The sequence below is a fragment of the Burkholderia sp. GbtcB21 genome, assembly GCF_019091065.1.
Taxonomy (GTDB): Bacteria; Pseudomonadota; Gammaproteobacteria; order Burkholderiales; family Burkholderiaceae; genus Burkholderia; species Burkholderia pyrrocinia_C.
In genome coordinates this window covers 171695-194167 of record NZ_JAGXKA010000004.1, presented here as the reverse complement: position 1 = coordinate 194167, position 22473 = coordinate 171695, and the positions used below count along the sequence as shown (strand labels likewise).

The following is a 22473-nucleotide window of genomic DNA, read 5'->3' as shown; positions in this document are numbered from 1 at the left end:
ACCGGGAGCAACGCGATGCTGCAATTCCTGATCGATGTCCTGATGCGCACGTCCGACCTGCTGCTCGTGTCGGTCGGCCTGTCGACGCTGTATTCGCTGATTCGCTTCCCGAACATCGCGCACGTCCAGTACGCGATGATCGGTGCGTTCGCGACCCTCGGGTTCGAACGCGCGGGCCTGCCGTTCGCGCTCGCGACCGCCGTGTCGTGCGTGCTGGTCGGCCTTGCCGCGACGCTGCTGAACCTGTTCGTGTTCACGCGGCTGCTGCGCTCGGGCAGCGCGGTCGCGATGATCGGTTCGCTCGCCGTATCGCTGCTCGCCGTCGCGCTGATGCTCGGCACCGCCGGCTCGCGGCCTTTGCAGTATGCGCAGGCGGTGCGTCCGCCGCTGATGGTCGGCGGCGTCGCGATGTCGTCCGCGCAGGCGGGCTCGATCGCGTGCGGCGCCGTCGCGCTCGCGGTGTTCGCGCTGCTGCTGTACCGCACCCGCCTCGGCCGGGCGATGCGCGCGCTCGCGTCGAATCGCGCGCTCGCGCTCGCAACGGGCATCGACGCGCAGCGCGTGACCAACGTGATCACATTCGCAAGCGGCGTGCTCGCGGCGCTCGGCGGCACGATGCTCGGCGCGACCGAAAGCGTGCACGTCAACCTCGGCTACGGGCTGCTGATCCCGGTGTTTTCCGCCGCCATCCTCGGCGGCCTCGGCAATCCGCTCGGCGCGGCGGCCGGCGCACTCCTGATCGCGTTCGCCGAAACGACCGCGCTCGACGTCGACTTCGGCGGGCTGGTCGGCCGGCCGCTCGCGTTCTTTCCGGTCGAATACGTCGGCGCCGTGTCGTTCGCGATCCTGCTCGTCGTACTCGTGTTCCGGCCATACGGAATCTTCGACAGGGAGGTGCGTCGTGTCTAGTTTCATCATCCATCTGCTGACCGTCGCGTGCCTGTACGCGACGATGGCGCTCGGCCTGAACCTGCAGGCCGGCTATGCGGGGCTCGTCAATTTCGGCTTCGTCGCGTTCGCGGGGCTCGGCGCCTACGCCGCCGGCATCGCGTCGCAGCTCGGCTGGCCGCTGCCGGCCGCACTCGCGCTCGCGGCCGGCGCGGCGAGCGTGCTGGCCGTCGCGATCGCGCGGCTCGGCCGCCATCTGTCGGCCGACTACTGGGGCATCGCGACGCTCGCGATCGCCGAGATCCTGCGCACGTTCGCGTTGAACGAAGGCTGGCTGACGGGCGGCGCGCAAGGCATCGGCGGCATCGCGCCGCTGTTTCCCGGGCTGCGCGCGCCGTGGGCCGACCTCGCGTTCCTCGCCGTCGCGGCCGGCGGCCTCGCCGTCGCATACGCCGCATGCCGGCTGCTGACCACCGGCCGCTTCGGCCGCGCGCTGAAGGTGATGCGCGAGGAGCCCGCGCTCGCCGTCTGCTTCGGCTACGACCCGGTCGCGCTGAAGACCCGGGCGAGCGTCGCGGGGGCGCTGCCCGCGGCGTTCGCGGGCGCGCTCCTCACCTGGTACATCAGCTACGTCGGCCCGGACACGATGGTGGCATCCGAAACCTTCGCACTGTGGACCATCGTCATGGTCGGCGGGCTCGGCAGCCATGCGGGCGTGCTGGCCGGCGCGCTCATCGTGCAGGCGGTCTACGCGGTCGCGCCGTTTCTGAAGGACTGGCTCGGCGTCGGCAGCGATCTCGCGGGCGCGGTGCGCCTCGGCCTCGTCGGCCTGATGCTGCTCGCATGCGTGCTGTGGCGCCCGCGCGGCCTTGTGCCGGAACGACTGGAGGTTCACCCATGAGCGCGCTGCTCGAGCTTGAAGGCGTCACGATACGCTACGGCGACAACACGGTGCTGTCGGGCCTCACGCTGTCCGTCGGCGACGGCGAGATCGTCGGGCTGCTCGGTCCGAACGGCTCGGGCAAGAGCACGGCGCTCAACGCGATCACGGGCTTCGCTCCGGTCGCGGCCGGCGCGATCCGCTTCGCCGGGCGCCGCATCGACGCGCTTGCGCCGCACCGGATCGCGCGGCTCGGCATCCGCCGGACGTTCCAGTTGCCGTCGATGCCCGCGCGCATGTCGGTGCTGGAGCTGGCAATGGCCGCGTCGTCGGCCCGTCACGGCCCGGTCGCCGCGTTGCTGCGCAGTCGCGCGACGCGCGCGCTGGAAGCCGAAACCCGCGCACGCGCTACCGCGCTGCTCGAAGAGCTGAAGCTCGCGCACGTCGCGCAGCTCGGCGCCGCGGCAATTTCGGGCGGCCAGAAGAAGCTGCTCGGCATCGCGTGCGCGATGATGACCGAGCCGAAGCTGCTGCTGCTCGACGAACCGACCGCGGGCGTTCACCCCAACCTGCGCGGCGAGCTGGTCGCCGAACTGCGCCGCATCTGCGGACAGGGCGTCACGCTCGTCGTGATCGAGCACGACATGCACTTCATCCGCGAGCTGTGCGACCGCTGCATCGTGCTCGATCGCGGCGCCGCGATCGCCGACTGCCGTCCCGCCGAACTCGAGAGCAACCGGCGCGTGCTCGATGCCTACCTGGGCCGCGCGCATGCGCGCCGTCCGCTGGGGGTGTCATGATCGACGTCCGCGATCTGATCGCCGGCTACACACCCGACATCGACATCCTGCACGGGGTATCGCTAGCCGTCGGGCCGGTCGACATCGTCACGATCCTCGGCCCGAACGGCTGCGGCAAGTCAACGCTCCTCAAGGCCATCGCCGGCTTCGTGCTGCCGCGCGCCGGCACGGTCACGATGCACGGCCGCGACATCGCGCGCGTGCCGGTACACCGCAAGATCCGCGAGTACGACATCGGTTTCGTTCCGCAGACCGACAATGTGTTCGGCGCGCTGACGGTTCGCGAGAACCTGATGCTCGGCGGCCACGCGATGTCCGCGTTCCCGCGCGAAGCGCGGATCGAGGAGCTGTGCGAGCAATACCCGGTGCTGCGGCGCCGCTACCGGTCGCCCGCGGGCGCACTGTCGGGCGGCGAGCGGCAGATCGTGTCGCTCGCACGCGCGCTGATGCCCCGCCCCGTGCTGCTGCTGCTCGACGAGCCGTCGGCCGGCCTGTCGCCGAAGATGGTCGACGAGGTGTTCGACGCGATCGTCAGGATGCGCGACACCGAGCACATCGCCGTGCTGATGGTCGAACAGAACGCGCTCGAGGCACTGCGCATCGCCGATCGCGGCGTGGTGCTGACGATGGGCCGCGTTGCGCTGACGGGCACGTCGGCCGAACTGCTCGACAGCGACGAGATGCGGCGCCTCTATCTCGGCGGGCGTGCCGCATGAGCACGAATGCCGCCCCCGCTGCCGGCGCGACCGGCGCGAACGCCACCCGGCCCGCGCGCGTGATGGTCGCGCTCGCCTGCGGCTTCGTGATGGCGATGCTCGACGTGACCATCGTGAACGTCGCGCTGAAGGCGATGCAGGCGAGTCTCGAGATGTCGCTGACGGCACTCGTCTGGGTGGTCGATGCCTATACGCTCAGCTTCGCCGCGCTGCTGCTGTTCGGCGGCGCGCTCGCGAACCGTTACGGGCCGCGTACGATCTATGTCGCCGGGCTCGCGCTGTTCGTCGCCGCGTCGGTGCTGTGCGCGGCCGCGCAGACGAGCGGCATGCTGGTCGCCGCGCGGCTGCTGCAGGGCGTCGGTGCCGCGCTCTTCATGCCGAGCTCGCTCAGCCTGCTCACGCTGGCGTTTCCGGCCGGGCCGCTGCGCACGCGGATGATCGGCATCTGGGGCGCACTGGTATCGGCGGCGATGGCGATCGGGCCGTGCGTCGGCGGCGTGCTCGTCGACGTAATCGGCTGGCGCGGGATCTTCTGGGTCAACCTGCCCGTCGGCCTGGCCGGACTGTGGCTCACGCGCCGCCATGTCGGGCACTCGCCGCGCCATCCCGGCCCGCTGAACACGTTCGGCCATCTGCTCGGCGTGCTCGCGCTCGCGGCGCTCAGCTATACGCTGATCGAGGGGCCGGGCGCCGGCTGGCGCTCGCCCGCCATCGTCGCCGGCGCGGCCGCGACGCTCGCTGCCGGCACCGCGTTCGTGTGGCGCGAACGTCGCGCCCGCCACCGGATCCTGTCGCCCGCACTGCTGCGCAACCCGCGCTTCGTCGCGGGCGGCCTGCTCGGGCTCGCGATCAATTTCGGCATCCTTGCGGAAATCTTCCTGCTGAGCCTTTACCTGCAGCAGACGCGCGGCGCGAGCGCGCTGCGCGCCGGCTTCGAACTGTTTCCGTTGATGGCGATGTTCGGCATCGGCAATCTCGCGTCCGCCCGCGTGAGCGCGCGGCTCGGCCCGCGCGGCACGCTGCTCGCAGGCCTCGCGCTCGCCACGCTCGGCAGCGCCGCGCTGATCGGCATCGAGGCGCTGCCCTACACGGCGCTCGCGATCGCGGTCGGCATCGCGAACTTCGGCGCGGGCCAGGCGATCCCCGCGATGAATCTCGTCGTCATGCAGTCGGCCGGCCCCGCGGACGCGAATCTCGCCGCCGCGTCGCTGAACGCGAGCCGGCAGATCGGCTCGCTGGTCGGCGTCGCGATCGCGTCGGTCGTGCTGCACGCGATCGCCGACCCGGACCGCGCAACCGCCGCCGGCTTCGCGGTGATCGCGGCCGTCTATCTGGCCGGCTTCGCGATCGTGTTCCGGCGCATCGACCCGGGCTGACGCGCACACGGCCCGCCCTTCTTCATCACAGCGAGGACATCATGCACACAGCGACTGGCCGTAAGGGACTGATTCTGGCGGGCGGATCCGGCACCCGGCTCCATCCGCTCACGCATTCGGTATCGAAGCAGCTGATGCCGGTGTACGACAAGCCGATGATCTACTACCCGCTCAGCACGATCATGCTGGCCGGCATCCGCGACGTCCTGATCATCTCGACGCCGCGCGATCTCGATGCGTTCCGGCAACTGCTCGGCGACGGCGAACAGTGGGGCATGAATTTCTCGTACGCGGTGCAGCCGAGCCCGGACGGGCTCGCGCAGGCGTTCGTGATCGGCGCGTCGTTCATCGGACACGACGCGGCGACGCTCGTGCTCGGCGACAACATCTATCACGGTCCGGCGCTGTCGTCGCTGCTGCAGCGCGTCGCCGCGCGCACGACGGGCGCAACGGTGTTCGGCTACTACGTGCGCGACCCGGAGCGCTACGGCGTCGTCTCGTTCGACGAGCACGGGCGGGCGATCGATCTCGAAGAGAAGCCTCGCGACCCGAAATCGCACTACGCGGTGACGGGTCTCTACTTCTACGACAACGACGTCGTCTCGCTCGCGAAGGAGGTGCGCCCGTCCGCGCGCGGCGAGCTGGAGATCACGGACCTGAACCGCGCCTATCTGGCGAACGGCAAGCTGAACGTCGAGATCCTCGGCCGCGGCTACGCGTGGCTCGACACCGGCACGCACGAGTCGCTGCTCGATGCGGCGAATTTCATCCAGGTGATGCAGGCACGTCAGGGACTGCAGATCGCGTGCCCCGAGGAGATCGCGTACCGGCTCGGCTGGATCGACTCGCAACGGCTCGAAGCGCTCGCGCATGCGCTGTCGAAAAGCGGGTATGGCCGTTACCTGCTCGACGTGCTGAACAAGGAGGTCGCCGCATGACGTCCGTCATCGAGACGACGCTGCCGGGTGTGCTGCTGATCGAACCGGCGAGCTTCGGCGACGCGCGCGGCTTCTTCGTCGAAAGCTATCGCGAGTCCTGGCTGCGCGACGCGGGCGTCGACGCGGGCTTCGTGCAGGACAACCACTCGCGCTCCCGGCGCGGCGTGCTGCGCGGCCTGCACTATCAGTTCCGGCATCCGCAGGGCAAGCTCGTGCGTGTGTCGCGCGGCGCCGTGTACGACGTCGCGGTCGACATCCGGCCCGGTTCGCCGCATCTCGGGCGCTGGTTCGGCACCGTGCTCGACGACGTGTCGCATCGCCAGCTGTGGATTCCGCCGGGCTTCGCGCACGGCTTCTGCGTGCTGTCCGACGAGGCCGACTTCGCGTACAAGTGCACCGCGTACTACGATCCGTCGTCGGATGCGGGCGTGCTGTGGGACGACCCCGACATCGGCATCGAATGGCCCGCGCTCGACGTGCCGTTCGAGCTGTCCGACAAGGATCGCCGACAGCCGCGCCTGCGCGACCGTGCACCGGCGTCGCCCGACCTTCAAGGAGCCCGGCGATGACGATCGTCGTGACCGGCGCGCTCGGCCAGGTCGGTCGTGAACTCCTGCTGCGCGCGGGTACGCGCCCGGCGATCGGGCTGTCCCGCGCGCAGCTCGACATCGCCGATCCGCAGGCTGTCCGCGATGCGCTCGCCACGCACCGCGCGACGCTCGTGATCAATGCGGCCGCGTGGACGGCCGTCGATCGCGCGGAAACCGAACCCGACGCCGCATGGCGCGCCAATTGCGCCGGCCCGGCGACGCTCGCCGATGCGTGCGCCGCGGCCGGCATCCCGTTGCTGCACCTGTCGACCGACTACGTGTTCGACGGCCGCGCGCAAGGCGCGTACGACGAAGCGGCGGGCGTCGCGCCGCTCGGTGTCTACGGGCACACCAAATGGGCTGGCGAGGAAGCGGTCCGCCAGCGGCTGCCGGATGCGCACCTGATCCTCCGGATCGCGTGGGTGTTCGGCGCGCACGGCGGCAATTTCGTGCGCACGATGCTGCGGGTCGGCCGCGAGCGCGACGAACTCGCGGTCGTCGCCGACCAGTATGGTGGCCCGACGCACGCCGGCGCGGTCGCCGACGCGCTGCTTGCGATCGCGGATCGCCACCGCACGGGCGCCACGACGCGCTGGGGCACCTACCACCTGTGCGGCACGCCCGTCACGACCTGGCACGGGTTCGCCGAGACGATCTTCGGGCAGGCACGGCGCGCCGGCCTCATCGATCGCATCCCGCTCGTGCGCCCGATCCGCACGGCCGCCTATCCGCTGCCGGCGCCGCGCCCGGTGAACTCCGCACTCGACTGCACCCGCATTCGCGAGCATTTCGGCATCGAGGCGCCCTGCTGGATCCCGGCGCTCGCCGACGTGCTCGATACCTGGAAACGACCCTCATGAGCCATCGACCGAAACATGTCCTCGTCACCGGCGGCGCCGGGTTTATCGGCGCCAACTTTGTCCACTACCTGCTCGCGACGGATCCGCAGGTCCGGATCATCAATCTCGACCTGCTCACCTACGCCGGCAGCCTCGATCATCTCGCCGGCTCGGAAGACACCGGCCGCCACCGCTTCGTGCTCGGCGACATCTGCGACCGGCCGCTCGTCGAGAGCCTGCTGCGCGACCACGCGATCGACACGATCGTCCACTTTGCCGCCGAGAGCCACGTCGACCGCTCGATCACCGGCCCGGGCGAATTCGTCCGTGCGAACGTCGTCGGCACCTGGACCCTCCTCGACGCGGCGCGCACGGTCTGGATGACGGGGCGGGACGCCGACGCGCACGCGCAGCGCCGCTTCCATCACATCGGCACCGACGAGGTGTACGGATCGCTCGCGCCGGACGATCCACCGTTCTCCGAAACCACGCCGTACGCGCCGAATTCGCCGTATTCCGCCAGCAAAGCCGGCTCCGACCATCTCGTGCGCGCGTACTTCCACACGTACGGGCTGCCGGTCACGACGACCAACTGCTCGAACAACTACGGCCCGCGCCAGCACGCCGAGAAGTTCATCCCGACGGTGATCCGCAGCTGCGTCGACGACGTACCCATTCCGCTGTACGGCGACGGCGCGAACGTCCGCGACTGGTTATACGTCGACGATCACTGCCGGGCGATCGATGCCGTGATCCGGCGCGGCACGGTCGGCGAGACGTACAACGTCGGAGGATGCAACGAGTGGCGCAACGCCGACATCGTCGACCTGATCTGCTCGCTGCTGGACGTGCGCCGGCCGCAGGGCGCGCCGCACGCGCGCCTCAAGCACTTCGTCGCCGACCGCCCCGGTCACGATCGCCGCTATGCGATCGACGCAGGCAAGCTCGAGCGCGAACTTCGATGGAAGCCGACGGAAACCTTCGAGACGGGCATCCTGAAGACGCTCGACTGGTATCTGTAGGCATCCTGACGTCACTCGACATTGCCCGTCGCGTCCGTCATGCGGATCGGGGCCGTCGCACGGTGTGCGGCAGCCGCGAACGGCGTCGGTCTCAGAAGTGATGCAGCAGCGCGACCCGCACGACGTACTGGTTCGGGCCCGACGAGATATCGGCGGCGCCCGGAACGTACGCGTAGTCGAAGTCGGTTCCGGTGTGCGCGTTCATCGCGTGCTGGTAGACGCCTTCCACGAACACCGACGTCCGCTTCGACATGTCGTAATTGAACTTCGTGCTCAGCTGATGCCACTTCGGATTGAACGCGCCGACCGTCGAAGCGACACGAGCCTGCGTGTACGTGTATGCCGCACCGATGTAGAACGCGGGCGTGAAGTGATAGAGCCCGTTCACCTCGAAGTTGTCGAATTTCCACGATTTCCACGCACCGCCCGCCGGTTGCGTCGTACCGGTGAAATACGCGTTCGACGTCGGATCGTAGACGTCGACGTGCGAATACGTGAACCCGACGAGGGCATTCGAAAACGCGTAATTCACGCCGATACCGATGTTCTGCTGTGACGACGCGTCGAACGTGTTGTCGCCGGTAATCGCGCCGGTCGAATCGGCATTGTGGGCGTTGTTGATCTTCAAATATGACGCGCCGACCGTTAGCCCGCCCTGCTGATATTGCAGCGCGGCGCCATACAGACGGTTGTTCGCGAAGCCGCCCGCCTGGTTGCTGAATCCATACATCGCCTCCGCGGTAATCCCGTGCCACACGGGCGACACGTACTTGACCGCGTTGTTCACGCGGAACGAGTAGTCCGTGTTGTCGTTGTCATACGGATGCGAGAACAGATAGCCCGTCCAGTTGCCGTTTGCGGTGAGCGGCGAGAAAACGTCGACGCTCGGATCGTACTGACGGCCGAACGTCACGGTGCCGTAGCGATCCGATGCGATACCGACGAAGGCCTGACGGCCGAATTCCCGGCCACCCTGGCTCATTTTTCCGTTGTTGACGTCGAAGCCGCTCTCGAGGGTGAAAATCGCCTGGTAGCCTCCGCCGAGGTCCTCGGTGCCCTTGATACCCCAGCGACTGCCGTAATCGTAGCCGCTCTGCAGTTGCACGGTTCCGTGGCCGCGTGCGTTGCTCGTGTAGTTGATGCCGTCCTCGATCTTGCCATACAGCGTCACGCTGCTTTGTGCATGCGCGGCGGCAGCAAGCAAGGCGGCGGGCGCGATGATCCCCCAACGCTTGTTCATGACGATTTCCCCCCAAAGTCTTTCGTTTGCCGGTCGCAACGCTTGTGCGCTGCGTATGCGTGCCGCGTCGAGATCTCTCGGCGATGCGACGGGCGCAGTGTAATGAGCCGTTTTTCCGCTGTTAGTCACCTGCGGTGGAAAGGTGCTCTTCGAAACGGGGGCTGTTTGGAGGGACGGAAAACGGATAGCAGTGTCTCGACGCCGCGCGACACAAGTGGATCGAGGAACCAGGCTGCATGAACGGGTTCTTCGTTTCGGACGACGGCTCGCTGCGCACGCCGCCGCTGTCGGGCCCGATCCTGCCGGGCATCGCGCGCGCGTCGATCATCGAACCGGCGACGCGTGAAGGTATCGCCGTCGACGAGTCGCCGTACGCATTCGAGCTATTTGCCCAAATAATTTTGCCTGGGTAAGCTGCCTGGCGCGCGCCGCCAGGAGACATCGGCACGTACCAGGAACCCGCGGCGCGATCGACCTGGGAGGATTCGATCCACCGTCCCGATGTGGCTGCAGACATCATGAAGCACGAATCAGGCGCCGTATCCGGCGCCATCCCGACACGCGACACAAGCGCAACGCCGCACTCCGTGCTCGAAGACATCTACGGGATGATGGTCGGCATGGCCTTTGTGGTTATCGGGCTCGTCCTGCTCAAGGCGGCCGGACTTGTCACCGGCGGGATCGCCGGCATTGCGCTGCTCGTTTCGTACCTCTGTCCGTTATCGGTGGGGACGATCTTCACGCTGGTCAACCTGCCATTCTTCATCTTCGCGCACTTCGTGATGGGGCCACGTTTCGCGATCAAATCGACGATCGCGAGCTGCGGCATCACGTTCGCCCTCGCGGCGATGCCCCGGACCCTGAAAATTGCCTTCGTGAACCCGCTGTTCGCGGCATTGGTGGGCGGCACGCTGTGCGGCATGGGCGTTCTTGCGCTCGCGCGGCACGGCGCGGGCGTCGGCGGCACCGGTGTCGTCACGTTGTGGCTGCAGCGCGTGCGAGGCATTAACGCCGGCATTACGCAAGTGTGTATCGACGCGATGATCCTGCTGACGTCCACGCTGGTCATTCAGGCCGATCGCGTCGGCTGGTCTGCGATCAGCGCCGTCGCCATGAGCGCGATGGTCGTCGCATGGCATCGCCCGGGCCGTTATACCGGTACCGCGCCCTGAGCGCCCGGTCGATATACCGGCACATCTCGTCCAGCCGGTATCGGCAGCCTCACGCCGACGGAAGCAACGGAAAGCCAACGGACATATCAAACGCAAGTCCCCGGTGCAGTTGATGCGCTCGCCGCGTTTCGCGACGCGCGGCCCGCCTTCGCGGCGCAGATCGCGAGCGTGCGGATGGATGTCGATACCGTCGATCTTTTCAGCGAATCAATATTCATCGCCGATTATTCAAATTCCCACAGCAATCAATAAACAAAAACAGCCTCATCGAAAATTTACGAAAACAGAGTTAATTCTAAAAATTATCGAACCAAGAAGTCGATAAATTAATTCGATTGGAATCCATCGAATCCAATCAATAGCCTGTGTTCCGCGCCGCAACATCGCAATTCCAAATCGACGAGATAACGGAGGTGCATGAATATTATTTTAGATGTTAATCCTCACGAGTTTTTTGCCTGACCAGGCCAGCGCAGACTTCTCGACACACGAGAATCGGCGATCTGGAAAATCAGGCATGTAGTTCCGGGCATGGCCATGCGACACCAAACCGCGTTACTCCACTCATTATTACCCTAGGAAAAAACATGAAAAAGATTGCGACCGTGCTTTTCTCGGCCCTGATGTTCGCCTCCTCGTACGCTTCCGCACAGGCACTTTGCAAGGCCGGCAAGATCGACAAGATCGAAACCGACGCCACCGGCAATCTGCTGGTGACCATTGGCGACGGCGCCTATTCATTCAGCGCCAAGGAAGTTTATCCGTTGATTTATTCGGCATACTCCGAAAACAGAAATATGTTTATCTACGGCAATAATTGCGCGAATGGTTCCCCGGCCACCCGCTTTGCCATTCGATAAACTTTAAATAACCCGGAAATTACCGACATTCGGCGCCAGGGGCTGGATTTCCATTTTTCAATCCAGCCCCGTTGTTTATTGCAGTTCCAAAAACGATGAGGCATGACACTCACGCCCGCAACGCGGCACTTCTTTCGATTGATAAGTTCGGCGGCAGGATGTGGCCGATGCCCGTCGGCTCGAGGAACTGGAATCGGAGAACGGACTCGGCAGGGACTATCGCAATGCAACGCATATTGGATGCGGCAGGCGATCCGGCAGCCGTTTCAAACGGCGCTGCCGGATCGCCCGCCGATACCGTTACGCCTGCACGAACGCCAGCAGGTCGGCGTTGAGCACGTCCGCATTGACCGTCAGCATGCCGTGCGAATAACCCGGATAGGTTTTGAGCGTGCCGTTCTGCAGCAGCTTGATCGACTTCAGCGCGGCATCCGCGATCGGCACGATCTGGTCGTCTTCGCCATGCAGCACGAGCGTCGGGACGGTGATCGACTTCAGGTCCTCGGTCTGATCCGTTTCCGAAAACGCCTTGATGCCTTCGTAGTGCGCCTTCGCGCTGCCTTCCATCCCCTGCCGCCACCAGTTCCGGATCACGCCCTGGTGCACCGTCGCGCCGGCCCGGTTGAAACCGTAGAACGGGCCGCTCGGCACGTCGAGGAAGAACTGCGCGCGATTGTCGGCGAGCGCCTTCCGGAAGCCGTCGAACACGTCGATCGGCAAGCCTTCGGGGTTCGATTCGGTTTTCAGCATCAGCGGCGGCACCGCGCTGACCAGCACCGCCTTCGCGACGCGACCGGCCGGCTGGCCGTGCTTCGCGACGTAGCGGGCCACTTCGCCGCCGCCGGTCGAATGACCGATATGCACCGCATTGCGCAGGTCGAGCGCCTCGGCAACCGCGAACGCGTCCGCTGCGTAGTGATCCATGTCATGACCGTCCGACACCTGCGCCGAGCGGCCGTGGCCGCGCCGGTCGTGCGCAATCACGCGATAGCCCTTCTGAACGAAGAAGAGCAACTGCGCATCCCAGTCGTCGGAAGACAGCGGCCAGCCATGATGGAAGACGATGGGCTGTGCATCCTTCGGGCCCCAGTCCTTGTAGAAAATCTCGACGTTATCCTTCGTAGTGACGTATGGCATCGCGATTGACTCCTGTGAGGTGGACGAACTCGGCGTAACGGCCGGCAGCCATTATCTGCCTTTATTGTGAAACCGTGACGCCACGGTGCGACGCGACTGCCGATCATCTACTGGCGGTAAATAAACGCCCGCGATGCGAGCGATGCCGGTGCGCCGATCGTCAACCGTCCGTCGACACCGTCACGGCCTCCCACGCATGGATTTCCGCTTCCAGCGCCGACAATTTGTTCCGCACCAGCCGCAGCGCATCGCTGCCGAGCAGCAGGTGCGCGGGCGGATGTTCCGCCGCGATGACTGCGAGCATCGCCCGCGCGGCCTTCGCGGGATCGCCCGGCTGCTTGCCGCTCTTCTCCTCGCGCGCGTTGCGGATCGGATCGAAGATCGCGTCGTAGTCGGCGATCGAGCGCGGCGTGCGCGCCATCGAGCGGCCGGCCCAGTCGGTGCGGAACGAACCGGGCGCCACGGCCGTCACCGCAATGCCGAAAGGCTCGAGCTCCTTGCCGACGGTTTCGGAAATGCCTTCCAGCGCGAATTTGCTGCCGCAGTAATACGCGATTCCCGGCATCGTGATGTGGCCGCCCATCGACGTGATGTTCAGGATGCGGCCGCGCCGGCGCGCGCGCATGAACGGCACGACGGCCTTCATCATCGCGACCGCGCCGAATACGTTCACGTCGAACTGCCGGCGCATCTCGGCGAGCGGCGCTTCTTCCATGATGCCTTCGTGCCCGTAGCCGGCGTTGTTCACCAGCACGTCGATGGGCCCGACATTCGCTTCGATTTCCGCGACGATGCCGTCGATGCGGTCGAAATCGGTCACGTCGAGCACGCGCGCGAAAGCCGCCTGCACGGACAGCGCTTCGAATTCCCGCGCCGCCTGCGCGCTTCTCACGGTACCGACCACCGTGTAGCCGGCCGCGAGCGCCTCCTGTGCAAGCGCGCGGCCGAAGCCGCTGCTGACGCCGGTGATGAGCATGAGGTTGCCGGATGCCATGTTCGCTTCTCCCGAATGTCGATTGAAGCATGCATACTAGTCTGACGATCAACGTCGAATAAGTCCGATTCCGCTGATTTTCTTGCACAAAACTATGAGCGCCGAGTCCTCTTCCACCCGACATTCGTCACTGTCGTCATCACCGCGAAACCGCAAACGCCTGGTCGCGCTGCTGCGCACGCTGGCGCCCGACGAAGGCTACAACCTGACGGCGCTGCCGAGCGTGCGCATCCTGCGCTCGAACCGCGCGCTGTCGCGCACGCCGGTGCTGTACGACCCGGGCATCGTGATCGTGTGCCAGGGCCGCAAGCGCGGCTACTTCGGCGGCGAATGCTATCTGTACGACGAACATCACTACCTCGCCGTGTCCGTACCCGTCCCGTTCAGCATGGAAACCGACGCGACGCCCGAGCGCCCGCTTCTCGCGCTGTACCTGCACCTCGATTTCACGATGGCCGCCGAACTCGCGGCGCAGATCGACCGCGAAGGCGTGGCGGAACACGTGCAGGCGCCCAGGAGCATGATGTCGACGCCGATGGATGCAGCGATGCACGCGTCGGTGCTGCGCTTCGTCGAGGCGATGCAGCAGCCGCTCGAAGCCGCGGTGCTCGGCCCGGCGCTGCTTCGCGAGCTGTATTTCCGCGTACTGACCGGCGCACAGGGAAGCGCGATGCGCAGCGCACTCGCGATGCGCGGACAGTTCGGCCGGATCGGCCGGTCGCTGCGCGTGATCCATGCCGATTACGCGCGGCCCCTCGACGTGTCGCAACTGGCCGACGAGGCCGGCATGAGCGTGCCGAGCTTTCACAGCCACTTCAAGGCGATCACGCAGGTGTCGCCGATGCAGTACCTGAAGTCGACACGCCTGCATCAGGCGCGGCTGCTGATGGTGCGCCAGGACCTGACGGCCGAGGCGGCCGGCTACGCGGTCGGTTATACGAGCCCGTCGCAGTTCAGCCGGGAATTCAAGCGCCTGTTCGGCCTGACGCCGGCGAAGGAAACGCAGCGCATGCGCGACAGCTTCGCGATTCCGGAGGCGTTCGAGGACGCGGTGTTTGTGTCGTCGCATTGAGAGGTGCGTGGCCGGATGGCGGTCCGGTGCATGAACCTGGTCGCGACGTGTGGCCCCGCCGCGCGCGGCACCGCACCCGCGAGCGCCGACGCGCCAGCCAGCACGAACGCGATCGATCGGCACGATCGCCCGCAGCAGCGACCACCACGCCTGCGGCGCCATGAACGCGAACAGGCTCGCGATCGCGCTCGGCGTGACGGCCGCGCCGAGCGAACTCACGTGCGACGCGAGCAACACGCCACCGCGGCCCGGAGCAGATCAAGCGCCATCACGAACATCCGCGGATCGGAGCGGACCGCCGTCAGCTCGCGAACTCTTCCGTCTTCTGAAGCCCTCCAAGGAACCTCTTCAACTCCACCGTCCCCGGTCGCGCGAAGATCTCCTCCGGCGTCCCGCTCTCCCAGACCCTGCCCTGATGCATGAACACCACCTTGTCGCTCACCGCGCGCGCGAAGTTCATCTCGTGCGTGACCATGATCAACGTCATGTCGTCGCGCGCGAGCTGCTCGACGACACCCAGCACCTCGCCGACCAGTTCCGGATCGAGCGCCGACGTGATTTCGTCGCACAGCAGCACGCTCGGCTTCATCGCGAGCGCGCGCGCAATCGCGACGCGCTGCTGCTGACCGCCCGACAGCTGTTCCGGAAACGCGTCGAATTTGTCGCCGAGGCCGACCCGCTCGAGCATCAGCTCCGCGATCGCGCGCGCTTGCTGGCGATGCGACTTCTTCACGACCGACTGCGCGAGCATCACGTTTTGCCCGGCGCTCAGATGCGGAAACAGGTTGTATTGCTGGAATACCATCCCGACCTTGAGCCGCAGTGCACGCAAGTCCGCGTGTCGCGCGTCGACGCGTTCGCCGTCGATCGCGATCGTGCCCGCGTCGATGCTCTCGAGCCCGTTGAGCGTGCGCAGCAGCGTACTCTTGCCCGAGCCGCTGCGGCCGATGATCGACACGACTTGCCCGCGTTCGACGGAGAAATCGATGCCCTTGAGCACATGATGGGTACCGAAATTCTTTTCGAGACCACGGGTTTCAACGAGCGGCATTCCATCTCCTTTGCAACGTGCGCGCGTAACGGGTAAGCGGATAACAGAGTGCGAAATAGATGAGTGCGACGAGCCCGTACACGACGAACGGGCGGAACGTCGCGTTCGAGATCGCGACGCCGACCTTGGTCAGCTCGGTGAAGCCGATGATCGACACCAGCGCCGTGTCCTTCACGGCCTGCACGCCGAACCCGACCGTCGGCGCGATCGCGATGCGCGCGGCCTGCGGCAGGATCACGTGACGCAACTGCTCGACGTAGCTCATCGCGAGGCTTGCCGATGCCTCCCACTGCCCTTTCGGCACCGCCTCGACGCAGCCGCGCCAGATTTCCGCGAGATACGCACTCGTGAAGAACGTGAGGCCGGCCGTGGCCGCAATCCACGGCGACACATCGAGACCGATGAGCGGCAGGCCGAAGAACACCACGAACAGCTGCATCAGCAACGGGGTTCCCTGGAACACCTCGATATACAGCTTCGCGCAACTGCGCAGCACGCGCGAGTTCGATACGCGCATCACGAGCAACCCGAGGCCGACGAGACCACCGGACAGAAACGACACGATCGACAGCACGACCGTCCAGCGTGCGGCGAGCAGCAGGTTTGCCAGAATCTGCCCGAACGTGAAATCGATCATCGCGCACCTCGCACACGGCGGGAGAACAGGCGGCGCCCCATCGAGCCAAGCGCGGCGCGCAGCAACAGCGCCATCGCCAGATACGCGAGCGCGATCACGAAATACGTTTCGAACGAGCGGAAATTGCGCGACTGGATGTAGCTCGCCGCATAGGTGAGATCGGCCACCGAGATCTGCGACACGACGGCCGAGCCGAGCATCGTGATGACGATCTGGCTCGCGAGCGCCGGAAACACCTTCGCGAGCGCCTGCGGCAACACGACGTGGCGCAGCATCTGCGCGCGCGACATCGCAAGCGCGGCGGCCGCCTCGAGATGCCCCTTCGGCACCGCGGCGACACCCGCGCGCACGATCTCGACCGAGTACGCGCCGAGATTCAGCGTCATTGCGAGAATCGCGGCCGTGTATTCGTCGATGTGCACGCCGAGCGCGGGCAATCCGAAGAAGATGAAGAATAGCTGCACGACGAACGGCGTATTGCGAATCGCCTCGACGTACGCGCCGACCAACGGGCGCAGCCGCACGGCCGCGCGCGCATCGGCGCTGTACGCGGCCGCGCCGAGCACGCCGATCGAAACACCGAGCACGGTCGCGACGGCGGTCAGCGCGAACGTCGTCGCCGCGCCGCTCGCGAACATGCCGGCGTATTCGGCGAGCTCGCCGAATCGAAGCTGATAGCTCATGACAGATGGGAAGAATCGGGTTCAGACGACGATCGCCGCGCCATCGCAGGCACGGCGGCGCTCGCTCACAGGCCGGCAGGCAACGGCTGGCCGAGCCACTTCTTCGACATCGCGCTCAGCGTGCCGTCCTGCTTCGCATGCGCGATCGCGTCGTCGATCTTCGCGAGCAGGCGTGCTTCGTTCTTGTTCACGCCGACGAAGCACGGCGAATTCTTGATCACGAACTTGACCTCGGGCCGGCGCGGCGGATTCTTCGCGAGAATCGCTGCCGCGACGATGTTGCCGGCCGCGATCAACTGCACCTGCCCGGACAGGAACGCCTGGATCGTCGCGTTGTTGTCCTCGAAGCGCTTGATCGTCGCGTTCGGTGCGAGCTGCGACAGTGCGATCTCCTCGAGTGCGCCGCGCGTGGCGCCGACCGTCTTGCCATTCAGGTCAGCGGGCGTGCTCACCTTCACGTCGGCCGGCCCGAACACGCCCTGGAAATACGGTGCGTACGCGGTCGAGAAGTCGACGACCTTCTCGCGCTCCGGCGTCTTGCCGAGCGACGAGATCACCATGTCGACCTTGTTGGTCGTCAGATACGGAATCCGGTTCGCGCTGTTCACGGGCACCAGCTTCAGCTTCACGCCGAGCGATTTCGCAAGCAGTTCGGCCATGTCGATGTCATAGCCCTGCGGCTGCATGTCCGTACCCACCGAGCCGAACGGCGGATAGTCCTCCGGCACCGCGACGCGCAGCGCGCCGCTTTTCGCAATGGTGTCGAGCGCGTCGGCGCGCGCGGGCGCGGCGACAAACAGCGCCATCACGGGCGCGGCGATCAGCGCAGCCAGCCATGCGCGTCGGGGGAACGGTCGGGTGATCGAATTCACGGTGAGTCTTCCTTGTCTCGTCTGTCGTCGGGCAGCGCGCAACCGTTGCGCGGCCATCCCCACTTCAGCAAAAACCGGGCCACCCCCGCTTCACCCTTCAATTGTCGGCAATAGCCGCCGAGCATGCCGAAATGCATTCCTCATTTCGGTGCATGAATCGATGCCGGACGCCGCGGTTGCCCGTTCGCGGCGCGCGTCCATGCACCAAACCATCCGACCAGTCTGACCAGACGAATCGGCCGGCGGTCGCGGAAGGACAGGCAGGCTCCCGTCAGCAAAACCACCGTACGCCCTCATCCCAAATAGTGACGCGGCTAACATCTGAAGATTGCATTTTCACATTTAATGTGATTTTATTATCACTCGTAGCAAGCCGCCGCCGCCCGCGCATGCGGCGCACCCCATACCAAGGAAGAGACGCAGATGGAGACAATCGCCGTCATCGGCAGCAACATGGTCGACCTCGTGACCTATGTCGCGCGCATGCCCGCCCGGGGCGAAACGCTCGAAGCACCGAACTTCGAGCTCGGCTGCGGCGGCAAGGGCGCGAATCAGGCGGTCGCGGCCGCACGCCTCGGCGCGCGCGTCGTGATGGTGACGAAGGTCGGCGACGACGTGTTCGCCGACAACACGATCCGCAACTTCGAGCGCGAAGGGATCGACACCACGCACGTGCGCAAGGTCGCCGGCGTGCCGAGCGGCGTCGCGCCGATCTTCGTCGAACCCGATTCGAGCAACAGCATCCTGATCGTCAAGGGCGCGAACCGCCACCTGAAGCCGGCCGACATCGACGCGGCCGCGCCGATGCTCGCCGAATGCGCGCTGATCGTGCTGCAGCTCGAGATCGAGCTCGACACCGTCTATCACGCGATCGCGTTCGGCGCACGGCACGGCATCCCCGTGCTGCTGAACCCCGCGCCCGCGGTAGCCGACCTCGATTTCGAGCGGATCCGCTCCGTCGAATTCTTCGTGCCGAACGAAACCGAACTCGCGATCGTGTCGGGCATGCCGGTCGATTCGCGCGACACCGCGGCGCGCGCCGCCGAAGCGCTGGTCGCGCGCGGCCTGAAGCACGTGCTCGTCACGCTCGGCGACAAGGGCTCGCTGCTCGTGTCGCGCGACGGTGTACAGCACGTGCCCGGCGTACCGGTCGACGCGCGCGATACGACGGGCGCCGGCGACGCGTATATCGGCTGCTTCGCGCGCTGCTATGCCGCGTCGCACGACGCGATCGACGCGATGCGCCGCGCATCCGCGTACGCCGCGCATTCGGTCACGGGCCTCGGCACGCAGAAGTCGTACGCCGACGCCGCGACGTTCGAACGCTTCCTCCGCGACGCCGGCCTCTGACCGGCGCCTTCATCGACGAGACAATTGGGAAGGAGACACCCGTGAGCCGAGCCAGAATCGAACACACACCCAACGGCTATTACCTGACCCGCACACCGCTGTTCGCATTCACGCTGCTGTGCTGCCTGTTCGCGCTGTGGGGTACCGCCGCGAACCTGAACGACGTGCTGATCGCGCAGTTCAAGAAATCGTTCTTCCTGTCCGACTTCGAATCGGCGTTCGTGCAGTCCGCGTTCTATCTCGGCTACTTCTTCCTCGCGATCCCCGCCGCGACCGTCGTGAAGAAGTTCAGCTACAAGACGACGATCCTCGTCGGCCTGCTGCTCTACACGACCGGCTGCCTGCTGTTCTTCCCGGCCGCGTCGATGGCGAAGTACGGGATGTTCCTCGTCGCGCTGTTCGTGATCGCCGCGGGCCTGTCGTTCCTCGAAACGGCGTCGAACTCGTATTCGACGCTGATGGGCCCGCGCGACACCAGCACGCGGCGGCTGAACATCTCGCAGACGTTCTACCCGTTCGGCGCGATGGCCGGCGTGTACATGGGCAGCTTCCTGATCTTCAAGGAAGGCGACGCGTCGCATGCGCAGCTCGCGGCGATGTCGGCGGCCGATGCGCACGTGCACCAGCTCGCGATGATCCAGGCCACGCTCGAGCCGTACAAATGGCTGATCGTCGTGCTCGTCGCGGTGTTCATCGTGTTTGCGCTCACGCCCTACCCGGCCTGCAAGGGCAACGGGCCGAGCGCGGCCACGCACCGGATCGACGCGCGCGGCACGCTCGCGCGCCTGTTCGGCAACCGGCGCTTCGTCGCGGGCATCGTCGCGCAGTTCCTGTACGTCGGCGCGCAGGTCGGCGTGTGGAGCTTCACGATCCGGCTCGCGATGCAGATCGGCGGCCTGACCGAGCGCGGCGCCTCGCGCTACCTGCTCGCGACGTTCTTCGCGTTCTTCGTCGGCAAGCTGGTCGCGACGCTCGTGATGAAGCGCGTCGGCCCGGCCAAGGTGCTGATCGTCTACGGCATCCTGTGCATCGCGCTGCTCGCGTACACGATCAGCGTGCATAACATCACGGCCGTCTACGCAGCAGTGTGCGTGAGCGTGTTCCTCGGCCCGTGCTGGCCGACGATCTACGGCCTCACGATCGACGGCCTCGGCAAGGACACCGAATACGGCGGCTCGATCCTCGTGATGAGCATCGTCGGCGGCGCGGTCGTGCCGCTGATCCAGGGGCTGATTTCCGACCATACCGGCGGCAACATGCAGCTCGCGTTCGCCGTGCCGCTCGCATGCTTCGTCGTGATCGTCTACTACGGCTTCTACTGCCTGCGCCACCTGCCGGCCGCGACGCCCGACGCGGCGGCCGACGGCAAAACGGCCGCGCGCTACGCGGCGACGCGCACCACGTCGGGAGCGTAACCATGCGAGGCGAGATCGAACTGCGGCGCGACGACTTCCGCGACATGCCGCGCACGCTGTACCGCACCGACGGCATCACCGTCACCGCGTTCGCGTATCCGTCCGGCGTCGAGGCGCTGAAGCTCGAGAACCGCCGCGGCCACGTCGTCGTGCTGCCGTATCTCGGCCAGATGATCTGGGCCGCCGCGTTCGATGGCCGCGACCTGACGATGAAGCACATGTTCCGGCAGCCGAAGCGCGCGACGTCGATCATCGATACCTACGGCTGCTTCATGTTCCACAGCGGGCTGCTGCGCAACGGCTGCCCGGGCCCGGACGACACGCACGCGCTGCACGGCGAGATGCCGTGCGCGCCGATGGATCGCGCAAGCCTGATCGTCGGCACGGATGCGCGCGGCGCAACGGTCGAAGTGACCGGCGAATACGAATACGTGCAGGGCTTCGGCAGCCACTACGTCGCGCGTCCGTCGGTGCGCCTCGCGGAGCACGACGCGCAGATGACGATCGCGATGGACGTGACGAATCTCGGCGGCGCGCCGATGGACCTGATGTACATGGCACACCTGAACTATGCGTACGTGCCGGGCGGCCGTTTCGTGCAATCGCTGCCGCGCGGCGGATTGCGATTGCGCGAAAGCGTGCCCGCACACGTGAAGCCGACCGCCGCGTGGCGCGACTATACGGCCACGCTCGCACGCGAACCTGAACGGCTCACGACACTCGATACGCCCGCGCTGTACGACCCCGAGATCGTGTTTTTCATGAACGGTGCGGAAACGGATGCAGACGGCGTCGCGCATTTCCTGCTCGCGCATCCGGACGGCGGCGCATTCCACACCGCGTACCGCCCCGAACAGTTCCCGCATGCGACGCGCTGGATCCTGCACAACGCGGACCAGCAGGTCGCCGCGTTCGCGCTGCCGTCGACCTGCGAGCCGGAAGGGTATGAAGCCGAACGCCGCAAGGGCCATGTCGCGGCACTCGCGCCGGGCGCGACGCGCCGCTTCGACGTGGTGACCGGCTACCTGAGCGCGGCGGAAGCACGCGATGCGTGAAGCGATGCGCCGCCGCGTTGCGTCAGGTCACGAGCGCGATCCCGTGCTCGCGGATCGCCGTTTCGTAGCGGCTGCCCAGTTGCCCGTCGGAGATCACGTAGTTGAAGTCGGTCAGTTCGGCGAAATAGGCCGCGCGCACTTCGTCGAACTTCGTGTGGTCGACGATCAGGAAGCGGTTCTGCGCGCGCGCCATCACCTTCTTCTTCGCGTCGACTTCGTGGAAGTTGAAGCACGTGACGCCGCAGCGGTCGCTCACGCCGGCCGCGGAGATGAACGCCTTCGACACGCGCACCGTGTCGAGGATGCCGGTTTCGGCGACCGACTCGAACACCATGTTCTTGCGGTGATACGCGCCGCCGCACAGGATCACGCTGCAGTGCGGCTTTTGCTGCAGCTTCGCGAACACGTTCAGCGAATTGCAGACGGCCGTGAATTCGAGGTCGTCCGGAATGAAGTCGACGATGAACGGCGTGGTCGAGCCGCAGTCGACGAAGATCGTGTCGCCGGTCGTCACGAACTGCGCGGCCAGCTTGCCGATGCGGCGCTTTTCCTCGGTCTGACGGTTGTTCTCGGCGCTGATCAGGTACTCGCCGATGTCGCTGCGCTGCGCGGCGAAATGGCGCGTCACGTAGCCGCCGATCAGGCTCAGGCCGTGCGGGTTGTCCGCGAGATCGCGGCGGATCGTCATCTCGGACACGCCGAACAGCTCGGCGACTTCCCTCAGATGAATCGCGTTCTGCCCTTGCAGCACGTTCATCAGCGTCTTGATCCGTTCGCCCTTCTTCGTTTCCATGCCTGTATCCTGCGTGCCTGTCTCACTCGTCGCTCGTCGTGCCGGGCGCGCGGGCCCGGCTGGAATGTCGTATTTGTAACAAACCGATGTGAA

At 66.2% G+C, this 22473-nt stretch carries 24 protein-coding genes and 1 pseudogene; 16 read left to right on the top strand and 9 right to left on the bottom strand.

Annotation, left to right across the window (positions count from 1 at the left end; all coding sequences use genetic code 11):
* Window positions 1-15: 15 nt before the first annotated feature.
* Genes KVT39_RS11740 through rfbB form a run of 9 tightly spaced genes read left to right on the top strand, consistent with a single transcriptional unit; the run spans window position 16 to window position 8049 of the window.
* Window positions 16-909, top strand: coding sequence for a branched-chain amino acid ABC transporter permease (locus KVT39_RS11740; protein ID WP_034184555.1), 894 nt, complete (start codon window positions 16-18; stop codon window positions 907-909).
* A complete protein-coding gene (locus tag KVT39_RS11735) occupies window positions 902-1789 on the top strand; it encodes a branched-chain amino acid ABC transporter permease (RefSeq protein ID WP_034184556.1) in 888 nt (295 codons plus the stop codon). Before KVT39_RS11740 ends, KVT39_RS11735 begins: the two co-directional genes overlap by 8 nt.
* A complete protein-coding gene (locus KVT39_RS11730) occupies window positions 1786-2568 on the top strand; it encodes an ABC transporter ATP-binding protein (protein WP_175748025.1) in 783 nt (260 codons plus the stop codon). The genes KVT39_RS11735 and KVT39_RS11730 overlap by 4 nt, the downstream gene beginning before the upstream one ends.
* On the top strand, window positions 2565-3284 hold the full coding sequence (locus KVT39_RS11725; RefSeq protein ID WP_131947214.1) for an ABC transporter ATP-binding protein: 720 nt from the start codon (window positions 2565-2567) through the stop codon (window positions 3282-3284). The genes KVT39_RS11730 and KVT39_RS11725 overlap by 4 nt, the downstream gene beginning before the upstream one ends.
* Window positions 3281-4660: an MFS transporter gene (locus KVT39_RS11720; RefSeq protein ID WP_254640454.1), complete on the top strand. Its 1380-nt coding sequence runs from the start codon at window positions 3281-3283 to the stop codon at window positions 4658-4660. Before KVT39_RS11725 ends, KVT39_RS11720 begins: the two co-directional genes overlap by 4 nt.
* Before the next feature lie 41 nt (window positions 4661-4701).
* A complete protein-coding gene (gene rfbA / locus KVT39_RS11715) occupies window positions 4702-5598 on the top strand; it encodes a glucose-1-phosphate thymidylyltransferase RfbA (protein ID WP_034184560.1) in 897 nt (298 codons plus the stop codon).
* Window positions 5595-6167, top strand: a complete 573-nt coding sequence (rfbC, locus tag KVT39_RS11710) for a dTDP-4-dehydrorhamnose 3,5-epimerase (protein ID WP_105392793.1) — start codon at window positions 5595-5597, stop codon at window positions 6165-6167. Before rfbA ends, rfbC begins: the two co-directional genes overlap by 4 nt.
* A complete protein-coding gene (gene rfbD, locus KVT39_RS11705; protein ID WP_105392792.1) occupies window positions 6164-7048 on the top strand; it encodes a dTDP-4-dehydrorhamnose reductase in 885 nt (294 codons plus the stop codon). Before rfbC ends, rfbD begins: the two co-directional genes overlap by 4 nt.
* Window positions 7045-8049, top strand: coding sequence for a dTDP-glucose 4,6-dehydratase (rfbB, locus tag KVT39_RS11700; RefSeq protein ID WP_034184563.1), 1005 nt, complete (start codon window positions 7045-7047; stop codon window positions 8047-8049). Before rfbD ends, rfbB begins: the two co-directional genes overlap by 4 nt.
* A 91-nt stretch (window positions 8050-8140) precedes the next feature.
* Here the strand turns inward: rfbB and KVT39_RS11695 are convergent, their stop codons facing one another.
* Window positions 8141-9289, bottom strand: a complete 1149-nt coding sequence (locus tag KVT39_RS11695) for a porin (RefSeq protein WP_217589124.1) — start codon at window positions 9287-9289, stop codon at window positions 8141-8143.
* 194 nt (window positions 9290-9483) lie between these two features.
* On the opposite strand from KVT39_RS11695, the pseudogene KVT39_RS11690 reads away from it, so the two are divergent.
* The 3 genes and pseudogenes from KVT39_RS11690 to KVT39_RS11680 form a co-directional block, all read left to right on the top strand.
* A pseudogene (locus KVT39_RS11690) lies at window positions 9484-9669 on the top strand (aminotransferase class IV); the annotation flags it as partial.
* A 138-nt stretch (window positions 9670-9807) separates the two neighbouring features.
* Entirely contained in the window at window positions 9808-10461 is a 654-nt protein-coding gene (locus KVT39_RS11685) for a YitT family protein (RefSeq protein WP_105392788.1), read from the top strand.
* A 587-nt stretch (window positions 10462-11048) separates the two neighbouring features.
* The gene (locus tag KVT39_RS11680) at window positions 11049-11321 is read left to right on the top strand and encodes a hypothetical protein (protein ID WP_105391501.1); all 273 of its coding nucleotides are present in this window, start codon (window positions 11049-11051) and stop codon (window positions 11319-11321) included.
* Between the two features lie 300 nt (window positions 11322-11621).
* Here the strand turns inward: KVT39_RS11680 and KVT39_RS11675 are convergent, their stop codons facing one another.
* Window positions 11622-12458: an alpha/beta fold hydrolase gene (locus KVT39_RS11675; RefSeq protein WP_217589122.1), complete on the bottom strand. Its 837-nt coding sequence runs from the start codon at window positions 12456-12458 to the stop codon at window positions 11622-11624.
* 160 nt (window positions 12459-12618) lie between these two features.
* Window positions 12619-13452 carry an oxidoreductase gene (locus tag KVT39_RS11670; RefSeq protein ID WP_034184567.1) on the bottom strand — a complete coding sequence of 278 codons (834 nt, stop codon included), beginning with the start codon at window positions 13450-13452 and terminating at the stop codon, window positions 12619-12621.
* 94 nt (window positions 13453-13546) lie between these two features.
* Between KVT39_RS11670 and KVT39_RS11665 the strand changes: the two genes are divergently transcribed.
* Window positions 13547-14524: an AraC family transcriptional regulator gene (locus tag KVT39_RS11665; protein WP_175748034.1), complete on the top strand. Its 978-nt coding sequence runs from the start codon at window positions 13547-13549 to the stop codon at window positions 14522-14524.
* Between the two features lie 301 nt (window positions 14525-14825).
* Here KVT39_RS11665 and KVT39_RS11660 read toward each other — a convergent pair whose 3' ends face one another.
* The 5 genes from KVT39_RS11660 to KVT39_RS11640 all read right to left on the bottom strand — a co-directional run bounded on the left by KVT39_RS11660 (window position 14826) and on the right by KVT39_RS11640 (window position 17904).
* Complete coding sequence (locus tag KVT39_RS11660; protein WP_034184578.1) at window positions 14826-15575, bottom strand: amino acid ABC transporter ATP-binding protein; 750 nt, start codon at window positions 15573-15575, stop codon at window positions 14826-14828.
* Window positions 15562-16212, bottom strand: a complete 651-nt coding sequence (locus tag KVT39_RS11655; RefSeq protein WP_034184579.1) for an amino acid ABC transporter permease — start codon at window positions 16210-16212, stop codon at window positions 15562-15564. Before KVT39_RS11655 ends, KVT39_RS11660 begins: the two co-directional genes overlap by 14 nt.
* Window positions 16209-16895, bottom strand: a complete 687-nt coding sequence (locus KVT39_RS11650) for an amino acid ABC transporter permease (protein ID WP_034184580.1) — start codon at window positions 16893-16895, stop codon at window positions 16209-16211. The genes KVT39_RS11655 and KVT39_RS11650 overlap by 4 nt, the downstream gene beginning before the upstream one ends.
* Before the next feature lie 65 nt (window positions 16896-16960).
* Window positions 16961-17767: a transporter substrate-binding domain-containing protein gene (locus KVT39_RS11645; protein WP_105391434.1), complete on the bottom strand. Its 807-nt coding sequence runs from the start codon at window positions 17765-17767 to the stop codon at window positions 16961-16963.
* Complete coding sequence (locus tag KVT39_RS11640; RefSeq protein WP_165948022.1) at window positions 17764-17904, bottom strand: hypothetical protein; 141 nt, start codon at window positions 17902-17904, stop codon at window positions 17764-17766. Before KVT39_RS11640 ends, KVT39_RS11645 begins: the two co-directional genes overlap by 4 nt.
* 286 nt (window positions 17905-18190) lie before the next feature.
* On the opposite strand from KVT39_RS11640, the gene rbsK reads away from it, so the two are divergent.
* The 3 genes from rbsK to KVT39_RS11625 are packed head-to-tail and all read left to right on the top strand — an operon-like array spanning window position 18191 to window position 21587.
* On the top strand, window positions 18191-19117 hold the full coding sequence (rbsK, locus tag KVT39_RS11635; RefSeq protein WP_217589120.1) for a ribokinase: 927 nt from the start codon (window positions 18191-18193) through the stop codon (window positions 19115-19117).
* 41 nt (window positions 19118-19158) lie between these two features.
* Entirely contained in the window at window positions 19159-20532 is a 1374-nt protein-coding gene (gene fucP, locus KVT39_RS11630; protein ID WP_217589118.1) for an L-fucose:H+ symporter permease, read from the top strand.
* Window positions 20533-20534: 2 nt separating this feature from the next.
* Window positions 20535-21587 carry an aldose 1-epimerase family protein gene (locus KVT39_RS11625; RefSeq protein WP_217589116.1) on the top strand — a complete coding sequence of 351 codons (1053 nt, stop codon included), beginning with the start codon at window positions 20535-20537 and terminating at the stop codon, window positions 21585-21587.
* Window positions 21588-21609: 22 nt separating this feature from the next.
* Here KVT39_RS11625 and deoR read toward each other — a convergent pair whose 3' ends face one another.
* Window positions 21610-22380 carry a DNA-binding transcriptional repressor DeoR gene (gene deoR / locus KVT39_RS11620; protein WP_034184585.1) on the bottom strand — a complete coding sequence of 257 codons (771 nt, stop codon included), beginning with the start codon at window positions 22378-22380 and terminating at the stop codon, window positions 21610-21612.
* Between the last annotated feature and the right edge of the window lie 93 nt (window positions 22381-22473).

Excerpts from the sequence above, each read along its gene's own strand:
- rbsK (WP_217589120.1), top strand. The coding sequence starts at position 18,191 with ATGGAGACAATCGCCGTCATCGGCAGCAACATGGTCGACCTCGTGACC.
- KVT39_RS11740 (WP_034184555.1), top strand. The coding sequence starts at position 16 with ATGCTGCAATTCCTGATCGATGTCCTGATGCGCACGTCCGACCTGCTG.
- KVT39_RS11665 (WP_175748034.1), top strand. The coding sequence starts at position 13,547 with ATGAGCGCCGAGTCCTCTTCCACCCGACATTCGTCACTGTCGTCATCA.
- KVT39_RS11730 (WP_175748025.1), top strand. The coding sequence starts at position 1,786 with ATGAGCGCGCTGCTCGAGCTTGAAGGCGTCACGATACGCTACGGCGAC.
- KVT39_RS11685 (WP_105392788.1), top strand. The coding sequence starts at position 9,808 with ATGAAGCACGAATCAGGCGCCGTATCCGGCGCCATCCCGACACGCGAC.
- KVT39_RS11675 (WP_217589122.1), bottom strand. The coding sequence starts at position 12,458 with ATGCCATACGTCACTACGAAGGATAACGTCGAGATTTTCTACAAGGAC.
- KVT39_RS11725 (WP_131947214.1), top strand. The coding sequence starts at position 2,565 with ATGATCGACGTCCGCGATCTGATCGCCGGCTACACACCCGACATCGAC.
- rfbC (WP_105392793.1), top strand. The coding sequence starts at position 5,595 with ATGACGTCCGTCATCGAGACGACGCTGCCGGGTGTGCTGCTGATCGAA.
- rfbA (WP_034184560.1), top strand. The coding sequence starts at position 4,702 with ATGCACACAGCGACTGGCCGTAAGGGACTGATTCTGGCGGGCGGATCC.
- KVT39_RS11655 (WP_034184579.1), bottom strand. The coding sequence starts at position 16,212 with ATGATCGATTTCACGTTCGGGCAGATTCTGGCAAACCTGCTGCTCGCC.
- KVT39_RS11680 (WP_105391501.1), top strand. The coding sequence starts at position 11,049 with ATGAAAAAGATTGCGACCGTGCTTTTCTCGGCCCTGATGTTCGCCTCC.
- rfbD (WP_105392792.1), top strand. The coding sequence starts at position 6,164 with ATGACGATCGTCGTGACCGGCGCGCTCGGCCAGGTCGGTCGTGAACTC.
- KVT39_RS11695 (WP_217589124.1), bottom strand. The coding sequence starts at position 9,289 with ATGAACAAGCGTTGGGGGATCATCGCGCCCGCCGCCTTGCTTGCTGCC.
- deoR (WP_034184585.1), bottom strand. The coding sequence starts at position 22,380 with ATGGAAACGAAGAAGGGCGAACGGATCAAGACGCTGATGAACGTGCTG.
- KVT39_RS11640 (WP_165948022.1), bottom strand. The coding sequence starts at position 17,904 with ATGCATTTCGGCATGCTCGGCGGCTATTGCCGACAATTGAAGGGTGAA.
- KVT39_RS11720 (WP_254640454.1), top strand. The coding sequence starts at position 3,281 with ATGAGCACGAATGCCGCCCCCGCTGCCGGCGCGACCGGCGCGAACGCC.
- KVT39_RS11660 (WP_034184578.1), bottom strand. The coding sequence starts at position 15,575 with ATGCCGCTCGTTGAAACCCGTGGTCTCGAAAAGAATTTCGGTACCCAT.
- KVT39_RS11670 (WP_034184567.1), bottom strand. The coding sequence starts at position 13,452 with ATGGCATCCGGCAACCTCATGCTCATCACCGGCGTCAGCAGCGGCTTC.
- KVT39_RS11650 (WP_034184580.1), bottom strand. The coding sequence starts at position 16,895 with ATGAGCTATCAGCTTCGATTCGGCGAGCTCGCCGAATACGCCGGCATG.
- KVT39_RS11625 (WP_217589116.1), top strand. The coding sequence starts at position 20,535 with ATGCGAGGCGAGATCGAACTGCGGCGCGACGACTTCCGCGACATGCCG.
- rfbB (WP_034184563.1), top strand. The coding sequence starts at position 7,045 with ATGAGCCATCGACCGAAACATGTCCTCGTCACCGGCGGCGCCGGGTTT.